The 16,742-nt window shown below is 63.1% G+C and carries 17 protein-coding genes; 2 read left to right on the top strand and 15 right to left on the bottom strand.

Annotated features, from left to right (window positions below; all coding sequences use genetic code 11):
* Positions 1 to 150: 150 nt before the first annotated feature.
* The gene (locus EB233_RS23480) at positions 151 to 1,059 is read right to left on the bottom strand and encodes a DMT family transporter (protein WP_064991749.1); all 909 of its coding nucleotides are present in this window, start codon (positions 1,057 to 1,059) and stop codon (positions 151 to 153) included.
* A gap of 60 nt (positions 1,060 to 1,119) precedes the next feature.
* Positions 1,120 to 2,007 (bottom strand): DMT family transporter, encoded by an 888-nt coding sequence (locus EB233_RS23475; RefSeq protein ID WP_064991748.1) that lies wholly within the window; start codon positions 2,005 to 2,007, stop codon positions 1,120 to 1,122.
* A 229-nt stretch (positions 2,008 to 2,236) separates the two neighbouring features.
* On the opposite strand from EB233_RS23475, the gene EB233_RS23470 reads away from it, so the two are divergent.
* Positions 2,237 to 2,743: an OsmC family protein gene (locus tag EB233_RS23470; protein ID WP_027053313.1), complete on the top strand. Its 507-nt coding sequence runs from the start codon at positions 2,237 to 2,239 to the stop codon at positions 2,741 to 2,743.
* A 60-nt stretch (positions 2,744 to 2,803) separates the two neighbouring features.
* Here the strand turns inward: EB233_RS23470 and EB233_RS23465 are convergent, their stop codons facing one another.
* The 13 genes from EB233_RS23465 to rpsF all read right to left on the bottom strand — a co-directional run bounded on the left by EB233_RS23465 (position 2,804) and on the right by rpsF (position 14,594).
* On the bottom strand, positions 2,804 to 3,022 hold the full coding sequence (locus EB233_RS23465; RefSeq protein ID WP_027053312.1) for a hypothetical protein: 219 nt from the start codon (positions 3,020 to 3,022) through the stop codon (positions 2,804 to 2,806).
* Between the two features lie 162 nt (positions 3,023 to 3,184).
* On the bottom strand, positions 3,185 to 3,826 hold the full coding sequence (locus tag EB233_RS23460) for a hypothetical protein (protein ID WP_064991747.1): 642 nt from the start codon (positions 3,824 to 3,826) through the stop codon (positions 3,185 to 3,187).
* A gap of 127 nt (positions 3,827 to 3,953) precedes the next feature.
* Positions 3,954 to 4,694, bottom strand: coding sequence for an SDR family NAD(P)-dependent oxidoreductase (locus EB233_RS23455; RefSeq protein WP_064991746.1), 741 nt, complete (start codon positions 4,692 to 4,694; stop codon positions 3,954 to 3,956).
* A 48-nt stretch (positions 4,695 to 4,742) separates the two neighbouring features.
* Positions 4,743 to 6,212 (bottom strand): amidophosphoribosyltransferase, encoded by a 1,470-nt coding sequence (purF, locus tag EB233_RS23450; protein WP_027053309.1) that lies wholly within the window; start codon positions 6,210 to 6,212, stop codon positions 4,743 to 4,745.
* Positions 6,213 to 6,316: 104 nt separating this feature from the next.
* Complete coding sequence (locus tag EB233_RS23445) at positions 6,317 to 6,976, bottom strand: CvpA family protein (RefSeq protein ID WP_064991745.1); 660 nt, start codon at positions 6,974 to 6,976, stop codon at positions 6,317 to 6,319.
* Between the two features lie 47 nt (positions 6,977 to 7,023).
* Positions 7,024 to 8,427, bottom strand: coding sequence for a DNA repair protein RadA (radA, locus tag EB233_RS23440; RefSeq protein WP_064991744.1), 1,404 nt, complete (start codon positions 8,425 to 8,427; stop codon positions 7,024 to 7,026).
* A gap of 47 nt (positions 8,428 to 8,474) precedes the next feature.
* Complete coding sequence (locus EB233_RS23435) at positions 8,475 to 9,968, bottom strand: replicative DNA helicase (protein WP_064991743.1); 1,494 nt, start codon at positions 9,966 to 9,968, stop codon at positions 8,475 to 8,477.
* A 219-nt stretch (positions 9,969 to 10,187) separates the two neighbouring features.
* On the bottom strand, positions 10,188 to 11,165 hold the full coding sequence (locus tag EB233_RS23430; RefSeq protein ID WP_064991742.1) for a small ribosomal subunit Rsm22 family protein: 978 nt from the start codon (positions 11,163 to 11,165) through the stop codon (positions 10,188 to 10,190).
* Positions 11,166 to 11,168: 3 nt separating this feature from the next.
* Entirely contained in the window at positions 11,169 to 11,492 is a 324-nt protein-coding gene (locus EB233_RS23425) for a YnfA family protein (RefSeq protein WP_064991895.1), read from the bottom strand.
* Positions 11,493 to 11,573: 81 nt separating this feature from the next.
* Positions 11,574 to 12,866: a cyclopropane fatty acid synthase gene (locus EB233_RS23420; protein ID WP_064991741.1), complete on the bottom strand. Its 1,293-nt coding sequence runs from the start codon at positions 12,864 to 12,866 to the stop codon at positions 11,574 to 11,576.
* A 174-nt stretch (positions 12,867 to 13,040) separates the two neighbouring features.
* Entirely contained in the window at positions 13,041 to 13,625 is a 585-nt protein-coding gene (gene rplI / locus EB233_RS23415; RefSeq protein WP_027053302.1) for a 50S ribosomal protein L9, read from the bottom strand.
* A 220-nt stretch (positions 13,626 to 13,845) separates the two neighbouring features.
* A complete protein-coding gene (gene rpsR / locus EB233_RS23410; protein ID WP_006203718.1) occupies positions 13,846 to 14,094 on the bottom strand; it encodes a 30S ribosomal protein S18 in 249 nt (82 codons plus the stop codon).
* Positions 14,094 to 14,594, bottom strand: a complete 501-nt coding sequence (rpsF, locus tag EB233_RS23405) for a 30S ribosomal protein S6 (protein ID WP_064991740.1) — start codon at positions 14,592 to 14,594, stop codon at positions 14,094 to 14,096. The genes rpsR and rpsF overlap by 1 nt, the downstream gene beginning before the upstream one ends.
* A 467-nt stretch (positions 14,595 to 15,061) precedes the next feature.
* Between rpsF and EB233_RS23400 the strand changes: the two genes are divergently transcribed.
* Positions 15,062 to 16,699: a pilus assembly protein gene (locus tag EB233_RS23400; protein WP_064991739.1), complete on the top strand. Its 1,638-nt coding sequence runs from the start codon at positions 15,062 to 15,064 to the stop codon at positions 16,697 to 16,699.
* The last annotated feature ends 43 nt before the right edge of the window (positions 16,700 to 16,742 follow it).

The following is a 16,742-nucleotide window of genomic DNA, read 5'->3' as shown; positions in this document are numbered from 1 at the left end:
TTGCGGTCGGGCCCTTTTAACAAAGAAAAAGCCGACCTTGCGGTCGGCTTGGGAGTAGGACGGGCCGAGGGGTTTGGGGGGACTTGGGGGGTGGCCCGTCGCATAAATAATGCCTGACCGCGATGATGGTTCCGTGACTGTGTCACTTTTTTAAGAAATATTTGACGCTGCCTGCCGTGAGCGGGCTACCAGCCAGTCGCGGCCGGCATGGGCGAACACCGCGCAGAGCACGATGGCGCCGCCGACCATACTGGCGACGGGCGGTATCTCGGCCAGGAACAGGAAGGCAAACAGGATCGCGAACGGCACTTCCGCTGAGCCGAGCAGGCCGGATTCAGGTGCCGGGATAAGCCTCGCGCCCTCCGTCCACAGGATCGAAGCCAGCGCGAACGACCCGCCGAAAGTGACGAGAAGAACGGCATCCCTGGCCGAGACCGCCAAGGGATCGGTGACGAACCAGCCGAGAATGAACAACAGAAAGGCCGAAACCGCGCCGGCCCACACCACCGGCGTGTCGCGGAAGGCGCGCACCATGATCATGTAGAGCGCGCTGCCGGCCGTCATCAGCAGCGCCAACCCGTCGCCGAACAGATTGCCCGTGCCGAAGCCCGACCAGACCATGATGGTTACGCCGCACAGCGACACGGCGGCCGCGAGCATCGTTTGCAGGCGAAAAGGTTCGCGCACCAGCGCCCAGGCCAGCAGGGCGGCAATGAAGGGGGACGTTGCGTAGATGACCGCGACATTGGCGACGTAGGTGAATTTGAACGCCGAGATGAAGGCGATGCTGGCCAGCGCGCCTTCCACCGCCAGCAGCCAGCCGCGCCAGCCAAGCCGCAGCGTGTCGCGGTTGCCCGAGCGGTGGCGGCGCCACAGCACATAGAGGCTGATCAGGATCGAGCCGACAAAGCCACGCCAGCAGGTGATCGTCAGCGGATCGGCGTGGATCGACTTGGTCAGTACACCGGTCAGGCCGAACACCGCCGCCGACGACGACACCAGTATGATGCCAAGCGTGCGTTCGGTGGTTTCGGCGGGGGTGGCCGTCATGTCAGTCATGCCGACACCCTAAGCCGCCCCGTCCTGACATCGTAGTGTCAGCAGCAAGCGCCATACACATCACAGCCGCTTGCGGAAATGCTCGCCGCCGACGATCAGCAGCCCGGCGGCGATGATCAGCGCGGCGCCGAGAAACACTTCGCGGCGCGGTAAGTCGCCCCAGATCGCAAAGCCAAGTGCGAACGCCCACAACAGCGAACTGTATTCGAGCGGCGCGAGGATCGATGCCGGCGTCCGTTTCATGCCTTCGAAGAGCAGATATTGCGCCAGGCCGCCGAGCGCGCCGACGCTGGCGAGCAGCAGCAACTGGCTCAGATCGGGCGTATGCCACCACAACAGCGCCGGCACCGCCGAAAACACCAGGAAATAGAAATTGTTGAGGAGCAGCTGGATCATCGAGCGTTCGGCAAGCGCTGTCTTGCGCAGGAGCACGACGGCGATGGCCCACAAAAGCGCGGCCGCCAGAACCAGCAGCACGGGCACGGACAGACCGAGACGGGTCGGGTCGCAAGCGACGAAGACACCGACAAAGCCGATCAGGACCGCCAGCCAGCGCAGCATCGGCACCTTTTCGCCGAGCAGGAACACCGACAGCACGGTGACGATGATTGGCGCCGCGTAATACACAGTCGTCAGTTCGGCGAGCTGCAGGCTGCGGGCGGCGTTGTAGTAACAGAGCCAGGCGGCGAGCGTGAAAGCGCTGCGCACCAGCATTGGCCGCACGATCGGCGAGCGCACCGTGTCGGCGAACAGCTGTCGCCCGCCGATCGCCGCGCAGGCGCTCAAAATGGTGATGCTGCGGAAGAACATGATCTGCCAGACCGTCATCCCGGTCACCAGCAGCTTGATCGAGGCGTCCTGCGTCGAAAACAAGAGATAGGCCGCACCGGTCAACAGGATTCCGGCGAGAACCCTTTCGCGTGTTTCGAGAATGGCGACATCGGCCATGGGTGCGGACCAAAGGTGCGGAGCGACAGGAATACGACAGGAGCAACGCGAGGACTCCAGGAAATCAAGCCTCGGCTCCCAGCTATACGGGCGAAACTCGACACAGCGCTACGCCAGCCCTGGGCTTGCGTTGGGGCAGGAATTACGAGCTTGCTTCCAGAATGCGATCGGCAGTTATATTTGACGAAGCCACGCTGCTCGCTGGCCGCAAAGCGAAAGAGGCGACGAAATGGACGCAACCGAACTCAAAGCCATGCAGGCGCCGTTGAAGCAGGCCTATCGCGACGACGCTTCGCAGGCGCTGATCACGTTGAAGGCGCGAGGCTCGATCGACGACCAGTCGGTCGCCTGCAAGGTCGAGACGGGCAGGGCGATCGCCATCGCCGGCCTGCATCCGGCGACAGGTGGCTCGGGGCTTGAACTCTGCTCCGGCGACATGCTGCTGGAAGCACTGGTGGCCTGTGCCGGCGTGACGTTGAAGGCGGTGGCGACGGCGCTCGAGTTCAAGCTCGGTGCCGCCACGGTGGAAGCCGAAGGCGATCTCGATTTTCGCGGCACGCTCGGTGTTGCCAGGGATGCGCCGGTCGGATTTCGTGCCATCCGGCTTAATTTCGCTCTCGATACGGACGAACCGCAGGAGCGCATCGATTCGTTGCTGAAGCTGACCGAACGCTACTGTGTGGTGTTCCAGACCATCAACCAGAAGCCGGAATTGACCGTGAGCGCCCGGCGCTGAAGTTGCGATCTCCCCCACGCGAGGGGAGATCGCTGTCTCTACGGCTTCGGCAACGGATGCTTACTGCGCCGACGGCTGCTCGGCGTCGCCCTCATCGGTGAAAGGCGAGGCGCTCGGCACGCATTGCACCGACCAGCCGGTCGGTGTCGGCTGCTTCTGATATTCGGTGATGGCGGCGGTGCACTGCTCGCGCTTGTCGAAGGTGCTGGGCAGCACCACCATGCCGCCCTGCGGGCCGGCGATTACCAGATACCAGACCAACGCTGCGGTCGTAGCCATGGGGATGTCCTTGTTCTGCCCAGCCGGGCGCTTGTTGTTATGGAGTCGCTATGATCCTACCAACTCTACGGAAACGACGAAAGCATGGCAGGAGGGCAGCCTTTTCCGCCCTGATCACAGCCGCGTGATCACCTATTGGATTTAGGAGCCAGGCAACGCTGCTCAGTCCGTCGCAAAACAATAGAACAGGCCGTCGCCGCCGGTGCCCTTCAGTGCCTCCTGGCTGCAGCCGCCACGCGAAGCATGCGAAGAATTCCACGACTTAGCCGCCGCCGAATCGTCAAGGCCGGTGCGATCATGATGGCCCATCATCGCCGCCCCTTCGGCGCCGCTCATCGTCCAGTCGCCGCAGGTCTGGTCGGCGATCCTGGTGCCGTCGGGCTTCGAGCCCGTGAGCATGTCGTGCCGGTTTGGCGTGTCACCGCGCCCATTGACCACTTCGCCCTTCTCGGTCAGAGCCGTCTGCTTGGTGATGCCATTGGCGTTGCCGTGCAACGAGGCGACATCGTCGGCGATTTTCTCGCCCTTGGCGTTGAACCAAGGGCCTTTGCCGATACGGTCGCGGGCATCCTCGGCACTGGTCGAGAGGTAGGCGGCCCAGCTCTTGCCGGTGACGCCGGCGGCTTCGGCCAGCGAAGCGCAATGCGCGTCGGCGCCTTTCAGGCCACCGAGATCGGCACCCTTGCCGGAGCCGACACTGGTGACGAAGAAACTCATCTTGGCATCTTGGGAAACGGCTACACCGGCTGTCGCGCCGAGAGCGGCCACAAAGGTGGTGGCGCCAACGAGAAGAAGTCTACCCATATCGGTCCTCCGGTTTCAAATGTCCTACGTCAGGAGAAACGTAGCCGGAGGCGCTTTTAATCCCTCGCGCGTGCCACTCAAATGTGGAGAACCCGTTCGGGGAGCGGGCAAAAACTGATGTGCGAGTCTATTCGGGCTGCCTGTAGGCGACGAAGCGATTGTGCTTGGCCTGGAAGATCAGTCCGGTCTCTTTCAGCTCCGGGCTGGCCAACGGCACGATGTGCTTTGCGATCTCCTGGGGATGCGGCAGCGTCTCGGGATCCTCTCCGGGTATGGCCTGAGCCCGCATGGCGGTGCGGGTGGCGCCGGGGTCGGCGGCGTTGACGCGCAGCGGCAGGCTTTGCGTCTCGTGCGCCCAGGAGCGCATCATCGTCTCGACCGCCGCCTTCGATGCCGCGTAGGGCGCCCAGAAGGCGCGCGCCGAATGGGCCACGTTGGACGACAGGATGATGGCCCGGCCGGCGTCCGAGAGCCGCAGCAGCGGGTCGACCGAGCGGATCAGCCGCCAGGTTGAGGTGACGTTGATGGTCATCACCTTCTCGAAGGTTTTTGCCTCGACATGGCCGATCGGCGAGATGACGCCGAGCACGCCGGCATTGGCGACGAGAATGTCGAGCTTGCCCCAGCGCTCGTTGATAGCGCCGCCCAGCCGATCGATGCCGGCCATGTCGGCGAGATCGAGCGGCACCAGCGTCGCCTGGCCGCCGGCAGCCTTGATCTGGTCGTCGAGTTCTTCCAGCCCACCGACCGTGCGTGCCACCGCAACGACGTGCGCGCCGGCGGCGGCCAGTTCCCTGGCGATGAAATAGCCGATGCCCCGCGAGGCGCCGGTGACGACCGCAACGCGGCCGGTAAGGTCGAGGATCATGCTACGGATTCCGGAAATCTGGCTCGGGCGAATGACAGGCCGGCAATCCTACGTCCCGCTCGTCGCCAGCAGCGACAGCGTGCGCACATTGTCGTGGCCTTCGAAGTCGAGCAGGCGGGTCGGATACTGGCCGGTGAAGCAGGCGTCGCAGAACTGCGGTTGGTCGTCATTGCGGCTCGCTTCGCCGACGGCGCGGTAGAGGCCATTGATCGACAGGAAACCGAGCGAATCGACGCGGATGAACTCGGCCATCTCTTCCACCGACATGCGCGAAGCCAGGAGCTTCGACTTCTCCGGCGTATCGACGCCGTAGAAACAGGAGGCGCTGGTCGGCGGCGAGGCGATGCGCATATGAACTTCCTTGGCGCCGGCATCGCGCACCATCTGCACGATCTTCTGGCTGGTGGTGCCGCGCACGATCGAATCGTCGACCAGAACCACGCGCTTGCCTTCGATCATGCGGCGGTTGGCGTTGTGCTTCAGCTTGACGCCCATATGGCGGATCGAATCGCCCGGCTGGATGAAGGTGCGGCCGACATAATGGTTGCGGATGATGCCGAGCTCGAAGGGAATGCCGGCAGCTTGGCTAAAGCCGATTGCCGCCGGGGTGCCCGAGTCCGGCACCGGCACGACGATGTCGGCCTCGACTGGATTTTCCTGCGCCAGTTCGGCGCCGATGCGCTTGCGCACCTCGTAGACGTTGCGGCCTTCGACCGAGGAATCCGGCCGCGCGAAATAGACATATTCGAAGATGCAGAAGCGGGTCTTCTGCGGCTCGAACGGGAACAGGCTTTCAATGCCCTTGGAGGTGACGACGACCATCTCGCCGGGCTTCAGGTCGCGCACGAAACGCGCGCCGATGATGTCGAGCGCGCAGGTCTCGGAAGCGAGGATCCAGGCGCCGTCGAGGTCGCCCAGCACCAGCGGGCGGATGCCGAGCGGATCACGGCAGCCGATCATCTTCTTGGCCGTCATCGCCACCAGCGAGAAGGCGCCTTCGACCTGCCGCACCGCGTCGATGAAGCGCGAGTTGAGGTCACGCTCCTTGCTCGTCGCAACCAGATGCAGCAGCGTCTCGGTGTCGGAGGTAGAGGAGAAGATCGCGCCCTGCTTCTGCAGCGCGCGCTGCACCGTCATGGCGTTGGTGAGGTTGCCGTTGTGGGCGACGGCAAAGCCGCCATCGGCGAGTTCGGCGAAGAAAGGCTGGATGTTGCGCATGCCGGCGCCGCCTGTCGTGGCGTAGCGCGTATGGCCGATGGCGCGGTTGCCTTGCAGGCTATCGATGACGCGCTGCTTGGTGAAGGTGTCGCCGATCAGGCCGACATGGCGTTCGACATGGAACTGGGTGCCATCGTAGGAAACGATGCCAGCGGCTTCCTGGCCACGATGCTGCAGTGCGTGCAGGCCGAGCGTGACAATGGCTGCAGCATCCTGCCGGCCAAAAATACCGAACACGCCGCATTCGTCGTGGAAGTGGTCGTCAGCCTCGGCGGAAAGCACGTCGTCTGCGTTTGCCATCTTAAGCTCCGCTAAAATCGCCATATAAGGCGCTCACGCGTCGAAAGCAACGCACACCGTGCAGTCGTTCACACCATCGTCTGCCCTGGCGCCCGCTTCGGGCGTCAGTTTGCCGGTGCTGCCGGCGCCGGCTTGGCCGTGTTGTCCGCGGGCGCAGCTTCATTGTCGTCCGGAGCCGGCGTATTGGCGTCGTCACCGCCTGCAGGTGCGTCCGCAGCGGGTGCGTCAGGCGCTGCAGGCGTCTCGGCGCCCGTTTTCGGGCTGAGCTTCTTGAGGATTGCGTTCTCGGTATCGGCGGGCAGCAAGTTCTCGATCTTGGCGCCGATCTGTTCCAGCAAGGGCCGCGACTTGGCATCCGTGACCCAGGCCGGTGCCTTGGCCCCGGCCAGCCAGTTGAAGAACAAAAGCGCCACGGCCACGACCAGAATGCCGCGCGCGGCGCCATAGAGGAAGCCGAGCGTACGGTCGAGCGCGCCGATCCGCGAATCGATGATCCAGTCGGCGAGCTTCATGGTGATGACCGAGACGACGATCAGCGCGATTATGAAGACGACGCCGGCGGAAGCCGCCATGGCGATCTTCTCATTGTCGATATAGGGCTTCAGGTAGGGCAGGACCGGCTTGTAGAAGAAGAATGCCGCCGCCGCCGCCGCCGCCCACGAGACGACCGACAGGACCTCGCGCGAGAAGCCGCGAACCATGGCGAGCATCGCCGAGACCAGGGTGAAGCCGACCAGGATTCCGTCAAGCAGCGTAATCGGCATGTCTTTCGCCCCACTCCGATCTCTTTTTCACGGCTCGACGAGCCGCGTCACTCTTCATCGTCGGCGCGGCTGCGCCGTGAGCCGGCTATGCGCGCTACGAGGTCGGCAAGCTCGGTGGGCTGGAAAGCGCCGGCCCCGATCCCTCCGGCAAGTTCCTCGCTGCCCAAGGGCAGAACCGCGCTACCAAAACCCAGCTTTTCGGCTTCCTTGAGGCGCTGCTGCGCATGCGCGACCGGCCTCACAGCACCCGAAAGGCTGATTTCGCCGAAATAGACGCAATCGGCGGGAAGGGCAAGACCGGTGAGCGAGGAAACCAGTGCTGCCGCGACCGCGAGATCGGCCGCCGGTTCGCTGATGCGGTAGCCACCGGCAACGTTGAGATAGACGTCATGCTGGCCAAAGCGCACGCCGCAATGAGCTTCGAGCACCGCCAGGATCATTGACAGCCGCGCGCCGTCCCAGCCGACCACCGCTCGGCGCGGTGTGCCGAGCGAGGATTGCGCTACCAGCGCCTGGATCTCGACCAGAACCGGCCTTGTGCCTTCCATGCCCGCGAAAACGGCGGCGCCCGGCGATTTCGCATGCCGCTCGCCGAGGAACAGCTCGGATGGGTTGGAGACCTCGCGCAAGCCCTTGTCCGACATTTCGAAGACGCCGATCTCGTCAGTTGGCCCGAAGCGGTTCTTCACCGTGCGCAGGATGCGGTAGTGGTGACCGCCTTCGCCCTCGAAATAGAGCACGCCGTCGACCATATGCTCGACCACGCGCGGCCCGGCGATCTGGCCTTCCTTGGTGACATGGCCGACGAGCACGATCGCAGCACCCGTGGATTTCGCATAGCGGATCATCGCCTGGGCGGCGGCACGCACCTGGGTGACGGTGCCCGGCGCCGAATCGGCAAGGTCGGTCCACAGCGTCTGGATCGAATCGAGGATGACCAGATCCGGTCGCTTGCCGTCGGCGATCGTGGCGAGAATGTCCTCGACATTGGTCTCGGCTGCCAGTTCCACCGGCGTGTCGGCGACGCCGAGCCGCTGCGCCCGCAGCCTGATCTGGGCGACGGCTTCTTCGCCCGAGACATAGACGATGCGGTGGCCTCTCGAGGCAAGCGCGGCCGCGGCCTGGGTAAGCAGCGTCGACTTGCCGATGCCGGGATCGCCGCCGACCAGCAGTGCCGAGCCGCGCACGAAGCCGCCGCCGGTGGCACGGTCGAGTTCGCCGATGCCCGAGATGATGCGCGGTGCATCCTCGATGTCGCCGGAAAGCGTGGTCAGCACCACCGCGCGGCCCTTGCGGGCATTGCGCGTATTGGCCGGCCCTGAACCGATACCGCCCGACGTGCCTTCCTCGACCAGCGTGTTCCACTCGCCGCAGGCATCGCACTTGCCGGCCCAGCGCTGATGCACCGATCCGCAATTCTGGCAAATGAACTGGACGCGCGATTTAGCCATGAAGGTGGGTCGTCCGCCAATTGCGGACTGCCATTTCGGACATCCGCCTACTCACCAAACCTCTCGGCGATATGGTGCTCTTCCGCCAAATCCGAGAAGCGGGTGAATTCGCCGTGGAAAGCGAGCGTGACGGTCCCTGTCGGACCATGGCGTTGCTTGCCGACGATGACTTCAGCCTTGCCGCGCATCTCGTTCATCTCGTTTTCCCACTTCACGTACTCTTCTGTGCCGGGCTTCGGCTCGCGGTTCTTGAGGTAGTACTCCTCGCGATAAACGAAGATCACGACGTCGGCGTCCTGCTCGATCGAACCGGATTCACGCAAGTCGGAGAGCTGCGGGCGCTTGTCTTCGCGGCTTTCGACCTGACGCGACAGCTGCGAGAGCGCGATGATCGGTACGGCGAGCTCTTTTGCCAACGCTTTGAGGCCCGTGGTGATCTCGGTGATTTCCTGCACGCGATTCTGCGAAGACTTGGCGCTGGAACCTTGCATCAGCTGGATATAGTCGATGACGATGAGGTCAAGGCCGCGCTGACGCTTCAGGCGGCGCGCGCGGGCAGACAATTGCGCGATCGAAATACCACCGGTCTGGTCGATGAACAGCGGAATTTTCTGCATTGTCTGGGAACAGGCGACCAGCTTTTCGAAGTCCATCTCGGTTATTTCACCGCGGCGGATCTTCGATGACGAGATTTCCGTCTGCTCGGAAATGATACGGGTGGCCAGCTGTTCGGACGACATTTCCAGCGAGAAGAAGCCGACGACGCCGCCATTGGCCGCCTTGAATGACCCGTCTGCCTGCTGCGCCGGCACATAGGCCTCGGCGACGTTGAAGGCGATGTTGGTGGCGAGCGATGTCTTGCCCATGCCGGGACGGCCGGCAAGCACGATCAGGTCGGAAGCCTGCAGGCCGCCCATACGGCGGTCTAGGTCGCGCATGCCGGTGGCAAGGCCCGACAGATGCCCGTCGCGCATATAGGCGGCATTGGCCAGGTCGACCGCGGTCTTGACCGCGTCGGTGAAGCTCTCGAAGCCGCCATCGTAGCGGCCGGTTTCGGCGAGCTCGAACAGCCGGCGCTCGGCGTCCTCGATCTGCTCGGAAGGCGACATGTCGACCGGCGCGTCATAGGCGATGTTGACCATGTCTTCGCCGACGGTGATCAGCGCACGGCGCGTCGCCAGGTCATAGATGGCGCGGCCGTAGTCGGTGGCGTTGACGACGGTGACGGCTTCCACCGCCAGCCGCACGACGTACTGCGCCACCGTCATGTCGCCGACCTTCTCGTCGGCCGGCAGAAAGGTTTTCAGCGTGATCGGCGTCGCCACCTTGCCCATGCGGATGAGCTCGGCCGCGATCTCGAATATCCTGCGGTGTAGGGGTTCGTAAAAATGGCCTGGCTTCAGGAAGTCGGAGACACGGTAGAAGGCATCGTTGTTGACGAGGATCGCGCCGAGCAGCGCCTGCTCGGCCTCGATGTTGTTCGGCGCCTCACGATAAAGCGGTTGCTCCGCCACGCCGAATTTCCGCGCTGCCTCTGCCATGACATCCCCAATTTCGAACCCGGCTTTTCGATATCAGAACGAGACGAAACCGTGCTGACCTTTCTGCATCACCGCGCGGCCAATCAGCCTTGATGCCCGTTTGTTCACAGGAACAAAAAACCGTCCACAGGACAGTGTTCCTGTGTCGCGATTCCGGTTGACTCGGCAAGCAATGATTCTTACGCGACGCGTCGGAACGAAGCAAGAACAATCGATCGTTCACATATTGCTTCGTTCCAGCGTGTCGCCCCAATCCAGGCGTCTGGCCTGCCTGAACACCTCGCCATCCCTTTTGGTGAAGAGTTTGTCACCTGCGTTGCCGTCCGGTTCGCAAAGTTTCAACGACACCTTGCCAGAGCCGGATTTCGGCGGCGCGATGACGCGCGCGGCGTGGAAGGCGGCCGGCCGGCGCGACGCTGCGACAAAGATGAATTTCTCGTCTTCCCAAGGCACTTCCGCGTCCTTGGCCTGCCGGTGCAGGCGCGAACGGGCGACACGGCGGGAAAAGTGGCACCAGTCAGGCGGGGTGAGCGGGCAGGGCACCTCGTGCGGACAAGGCGCCAGTAGATGCGCACCGGCGGCGATCAATTGCGCGCGCACCGCCAGTATCCGCTGCCAGCCCGCCGGCGTGCCTGGCTCGACGATCAGCAACGTGTCTGTTGTCAGCCGCCACAGCCGGTCGACCATCTTGGGCAGCGATGCAGGCACGATCTCGTCCAGCACGTAGGCGCAGGTGACGAGCTCCGCCGGCTGAACGTCTGCAAGATCTGTCGTGGCGTCGCCGGCCTGCCAGGCGGTGCGGGCTGTGATGGCGTCGGCGGCAAGCGTCTCGCCCACCTTGCGCACGGCCGGGCTTGCTTCCAGCAGCACGGCCCGTTCGAGGTCGGGCCACAGGTCTGTCGTGGCCCAAAGCACCGTACCAGGACCGGCACCGACATCGAGCAGGGTTTTCGGCATGAAATCCGGCCGCGCCTCGTTCAGCGCGTCGAGGCTGGCACGGACCGCCGCATAGGTCGCCGGCAGCCGCGTCGCCAGATAGGCCTTGACCGCCATGTCCTGCGCCATGTGCAAGCGGCCGTCGCGCAGTTCGGCGCGGTAGCGGTCCGACAGGGTTTTCGCCGCCTGCTTCAATTCCGGCAGCGGGACTTTTTCCAGGATGCGGTCGACAGCTTGTCGAAGAAGGGCCGGCAGTTCCATGGCTCATGCGCCTCGCGGTGCGAGCAGGATGAGCGAAGCGCCGGCTATGCAGAGTGCTGCACCAGCAAGATCCCAGCTGTCGGGCCGCACCCCTTCCACCAGCCACAGCCAGGCAAGCGAGGCGACGATGTAAATGCCGCCATACGCGGCATAGGCGCGGCCAGCGGCATTGGTGTCGACAAGCGCTAGAAGCCAGGCAAACAGAAGCAGCGAGGCGAAGCCCGGCGCCAGCCACAGCGGCGATCTTTCCAGCCGCCACCAGGCCCATACCGAAAAACAGCCGGCGATCTCGGCCAGGGCCGCGGCGGCATAAAGGAGATAGGTCATGAAAAAGGCCTCGTGGACGATCACGAGGCCTTTTTCGGGGCAGATGCCGGGAATGGCAAGCGCCAATGGTGCTGGCGGTTTCTACTCCGCCACCTTGCGGCGGCGAGCGGGTTTGGCAGGCTTCTCGACGGGAGCCGCTTGGCGGCGGCCCATGTCGCGCATTTCCAGCGCCTTTTCGCATTTGGCTATATAGTCGCGGGTCATCGGCAGCGTGTCGTTCTTCTTGGTGATCTGGAACTGGAAGATGACCAGATCCTGCCATCGGAAGGCGGCTTCCGAAGCGGCCAGATAGAATTCCCACATGCGGCAGAAGCGTTCATCGTAAATGGCCTTGGCCTTGTCGCGGTTGGCGGCGAAGCGTTGGCCCCAGTGCTTCAGCGTATCGGCATAATGGAGCCGCAGGATCTCGACATCCGTGACCACGAGACCGGACTTCTCTATCGCCGGCAGCACCTCGGACATGGCCGGAATGTAACCGCCCGGGAAAATATATTTGCGGATGAAGGCGCTGGTCGCCCACGGCACGCCTGAGCGGCCGATCGTGTGTAGAAGCATGACGCCATCGGGCTTAAGCAATGTCGCCGCCTTGTCGAAGAAGGTGCGGTAGTGGTTGACGCCGACATGCTCGAACATGCCGACCGATACGATGCGGTCAAAACGTTCGTTGAGTTCGCGATAATCCTTCAACTCGAAATGGACGTGGCTCTCCAGGCCTTGCGCATGCGCCCGGTCGGTGGCCACGCCATGCTGTTCGGTTGACAGCGTCACGCCCTGCACGTCGACGTCGAAGGCCTTGGCGAGATAGAGGCCCAGCCCGCCCCAGCCGGAGCCGATGTCGAGCACGGTCTGGCCGGCTTTCAGCCTGAGCTTGGCGGCAATATGGCGCTTCTTTGCGGCCTGCGCCTCGTCCAGCGTCATGTCCGGTTGCTCGAAATAGGCGCAGGAATACTGCATGTCCTCGTCGAGGAAGAGCCGGTAGAGTTCACCCGACAGATCGTAGTGGCGCTGCACGTTGCGGCGCGAGCGGGAGGCGGTGTTTATCTGCTGCAGGCGACGGAAAGCATGGCGCAGGCCCTCGATGGCTTTCGACCATGTCGCGTCGATGCCGCCGCTGCCCATGTTCTGGAAGGCTATGCGCATCAGTCCGAGCACGCCGCCTTCGAGAATGTCGAGTTCGCCGTCCATGTATGATTCAGGTACCGCCAGCATCGGATCGAAGGTGATGGCGCGTTCGGCATGTCGGGTCTTGATGTGCATGTGCACCGGCTCGCCGCTGCCGTCGCCGAAGATGAATGTCGAGCCCTTGGGTCCGGTGACCTTGAGATTGCCCGTGCGCACCAGGCGGTCGAGAACGCGCTTCAGCAGAATGTTCATACCAAATGTCCCCTCACGGTCAGACTGGCTGCCTTAATTCTGCAACAATATATAGGGGTTCGAAAAGTTCCTTTTGGTACAAAAATGCCCGGGCGAGAGGCCCGGGCATTGGTCCACAATGGCTGGATTACGACAAAGTGATTGGAGCGCCGCTCCCTCGCCTGTCGTAAGCGATCAGGCGTTGTCTTCGCCGCCTTCGAACTCGGCATTCGGATCGAAGAAGTTTTCCGGCCGGGCGTTGTCGTTGATGTCGTCGCCATAGATGGCTTCGGCGGTGGTCAGCGTCTCGCCCTTGGCCTGGCGCTCGGCTTCGTCCGCCGTGCGGGCGATGTTGAGCGTGATGGTGACCTCGACTTCCGGATGCAGCGCGATCGCCACATTAGTCAGGCCGATGGTCTTGATCGGCTGGTTGAGCTGGATCTGGTTGCGGTTGACCGAGAAACCTTCCGCCGTCAGCAGATCGGCGATGTCGCGCGTCGACACCGAGCCGTAGAGCTGGCCGGTTTCACCGGCGGAGCGAACGGCGATGAAGCTCTTGCCGTCGAGCTTTTCGGCAACCTGGGCGGCTTCCGACTTGCGTTCGAGGTTACGGGCTTCGAGCTGGGCGCGCTGACCTTCGAACTTCTTCTTGTTGGCTTCGTTGGCGCGCAGCGCCTTGCCCTGCGGCAGAAGGAAATTGCGGGCAAAGCCGTCCTTGACCTTGACGGTGTCGCCCATCTGGCCGAGCCGGGAAACGCGTTCGAGAAGAATGACTTCCATGGTTTTGTTCCTTTCCTTGGGCGTCAATCGTCGAGATCGGCGCCGAATGTTTCTGGAACAGGTCAGGAAGCTTGGGCGCTTTGCGCCGGTGTCGCTGTCCTGCCTGTCGCGGCAGTTAGGATTTCAGTTCGAAATCCAACTCGGGATTTTGTGTTCGAACCGGCCACGCCCGTCGCGGTCGGGAAAAAAGCGGGCGGCGAACCGCCCGCTCATGAAAGAATTAGCGAACCACGTAGGGCAGCAGGCCGAGGAAGCGTGCGCGCTTGATCGCCTTGGCGAGCTCACGCTGCTTCTTCTGGCTGACGGCGGTGATGCGCGACGGCACGATCTTGCCGCGCTCGGAAATGTAGCGCTGCAGCAGACGCACGTCCTTATAGTCGATCTTGGGCGCGTTGGCGCCGGAGAATGGGCAGGTCTTGCGACGACGGTGGAACGGGCGCCGGGTCGGGATCTGGTTGATGTCGACCATTATTCTGCACCCCCTTCAAAGCCTTCGCGCGGACGGCGCGGACCACGATCGCCACCGGCGTCGCCGAACGAACGCGGCGGACGATCGCCACGGTCGCCGCGATCACGGTCGCCGAACGAACGCGGACCACGATCACCACGGTCGCGGTCGCCGAAGCTGCCGCGCTCGGAGCGCTCTTCGCGCTTCTGCATCATGGCCGAAGGACCTTCCTCATGCGCCTCGACCTTGATGGTCAGGAAACGCAGGACGTCCTCGGACAGACCCATCTGGCGTTCCATTTCGTTGAGCGCTGCCGGCGGGCAGCTGAGGTCCATGAGCGTGTAGTAAGCCTTCCGGTTCTTGTTTACCCGGTAGGTGAGGGACTTCAGTCCCCAGTTCTCGACCCGGCCGACGGACCCGCCATTCGCGGAGATGACGCCCTTGTACTGTTCGACAAGCGCATCGACCTGCTGCTGCGAGAGGTCCTGCCGGGCAAGAAACACATGTTCGTAAAGAGCCATTATGTCTTCGTGCCTTTCTTCGTTTCTCTCCCGGTTCCCGGCGGCAAAAGCCTCTGCAACTTCTCTGACCCGCTGGTCCCGGTTAAAGGGGCGGGGAAGAAAGGAGCATGACGAGACGGTCGAGAGCGGAGACACGGGAGGCGGAAGCACTTCTGGCTTCACACGAAGGCTTTGATAAAAGCTCCGGCCCTCCGTTCAGCCCCCAGCTGGGACCGGCAGATTGGCGGCGTCTATACAGCAATCCACTGATAAGGCAAGGGCAGGCGGCGTCGCCGATGTCGCAGGGCGCCGGAAAATGAGGCGACCGCGTCGGCCTGGTCTGGCGATTTCCCGGCAACCGGCTCTTAACTACAATGTCAGGTTGTGCAGGGTTGAGCCCCTGTCGGCAACCGTCGATTCATCATGGAAGGCGCAAAAGCCCGGGCGATCCGCGTAGATCAAGCGGGTAAGCATTTCCGGGGGTAAGAATGCTTCTCAACAAATTCTGGCGCTCGAAGAGCGGCAATTTCGCGCTGCTGATGGGGCTCGGGCTGCCTGCCATCCTGTCTGCCGTGGCCTTCGCTGTCGATGTGTCCACCATCATGCGGGCCAAGAGCAACTTGCAGAATGCGCTCGACGCCGCAAACCTTGCCTCTTCGCATCTCGGCGACATCGACCTTACCCGCACCGATGCCTTCGACCGCTATTTTCAGGCCAACATCGCCGGGCATGGCGAACTCGCCAACACGCAGGCGACGCTGACCGTCGACAGGGGCGTCAACTACATCAAGACCAAGGCGGTCGCCTCGGCCGACGTCAATCTGAACTTTGCCTTCCTGTTCGGCCAGAACAGGCACATCGTCGTCGATGCGTCGGCCGTCGAATCGAACAACCAGCTCGAAGTCGTGCTGGTGCTGGACAATACCGGCTCGATGGCCGGTGCCCGCATGACGGCATTGAGGACCGCGACGAAATCCCTGCTGGACACGCTCGAGGCGACAAAATCGCCAACGCGCCAGGTCCGCGCCTCGCTCGTTCCTTTCGTCACTGCGGTCAACGTCAATGGTGACGGGTTCGACCCATCCTGGATCGACATGGACGGCAAATCCTCCACCAACGGCATCAATTTCCCGGTCATCGACGGCAAGCGGCCGAACCACATGGCGCTGTTCAAGCAATTGGGCCTTGCGGGCGGATGGAAAGGTACCGGGTGGAAAGGCTGCGTAGAGGCACGCCCCGGCACCTACAACATTTCCGACACGCCCCCGGACCCGACCAAGCCCGATACGCTGTTCGTACCGTATTTCGCACCAGACGACCCGGCGCCCGCCGCCAAGCCGTCGGGCTCCTACGGCAATTCGGCCACCGGCTACAACAATTCGTATCTCGACGACACCATCAACAAGGATAAGCTCAAGCAGGCAGGCGTCAACATTCTGGGCATCGACCTCAGCCCCCTGCTCGGCAGTGTGGTCGACCCGCTCCTGGGGCCGGATCTGGAAAAGCTGGCCAAATATGTCGCCTCGACGAACAAGATCGTCACCGAGACCGGCACCGCGGTCACCGTTGGCCCCAACCGCTCGTGCCCGACGCCTATCGTTCCCCTGACCGACGATTTCGACAAGTTGCGCAAGGCGGCGAGCCAGATGACGGAATGGAACGGCTCCGGCACCAATGTCTCGGAAGGCCTGTCCTGGGGCATGCGGGTGCTGTCGCCCGGCGCGCCCTACACCGATGGCGCGCCATTCAAGACGGCAGGCGTCAGCAAGATCGTCATGCTGCTTACCGATGGCGAGAATGTCGTCTATGGCGCCAGCAACCAGCCGACCAAGTCCGACTACACGTCCTACGGCTACCTGGCCGGTGGTCGCTTCGGCTCGGACAACCAGACGACGGCTGCCCGCAATGTCGACGGCTGGACCAAAAGCGTGTGCACGCAATTGAAGAACGAAGGCGTGCAGATCTACACGATGGTGCTGCAGTCAGACACCGCCGCCAACCGTTCGCTTTACAGCGCCTGCGCCTCGGACCCGAGCGGGTACTATGCCGTCAACGATCCGGCCAAGCTGCCGGATGTTTTCCAGCAGATCGCCAACAAGTTCTCGAGGTTGCAATTGACGAATTGAGCGCGCGACCAAGGGAGCCGGGCCGATTCCTGATGGGATCAAT

It is taken from the genome of Mesorhizobium erdmanii (assembly GCF_013170725.1).
GTDB classification, from domain to species: Bacteria; Pseudomonadota; Alphaproteobacteria; order Rhizobiales; family Rhizobiaceae; genus Mesorhizobium; species Mesorhizobium erdmanii.
The sequence above is the reverse complement of the archived record's forward strand: the minus strand, read 5'-3'. Positions and strand labels throughout refer to the sequence as shown.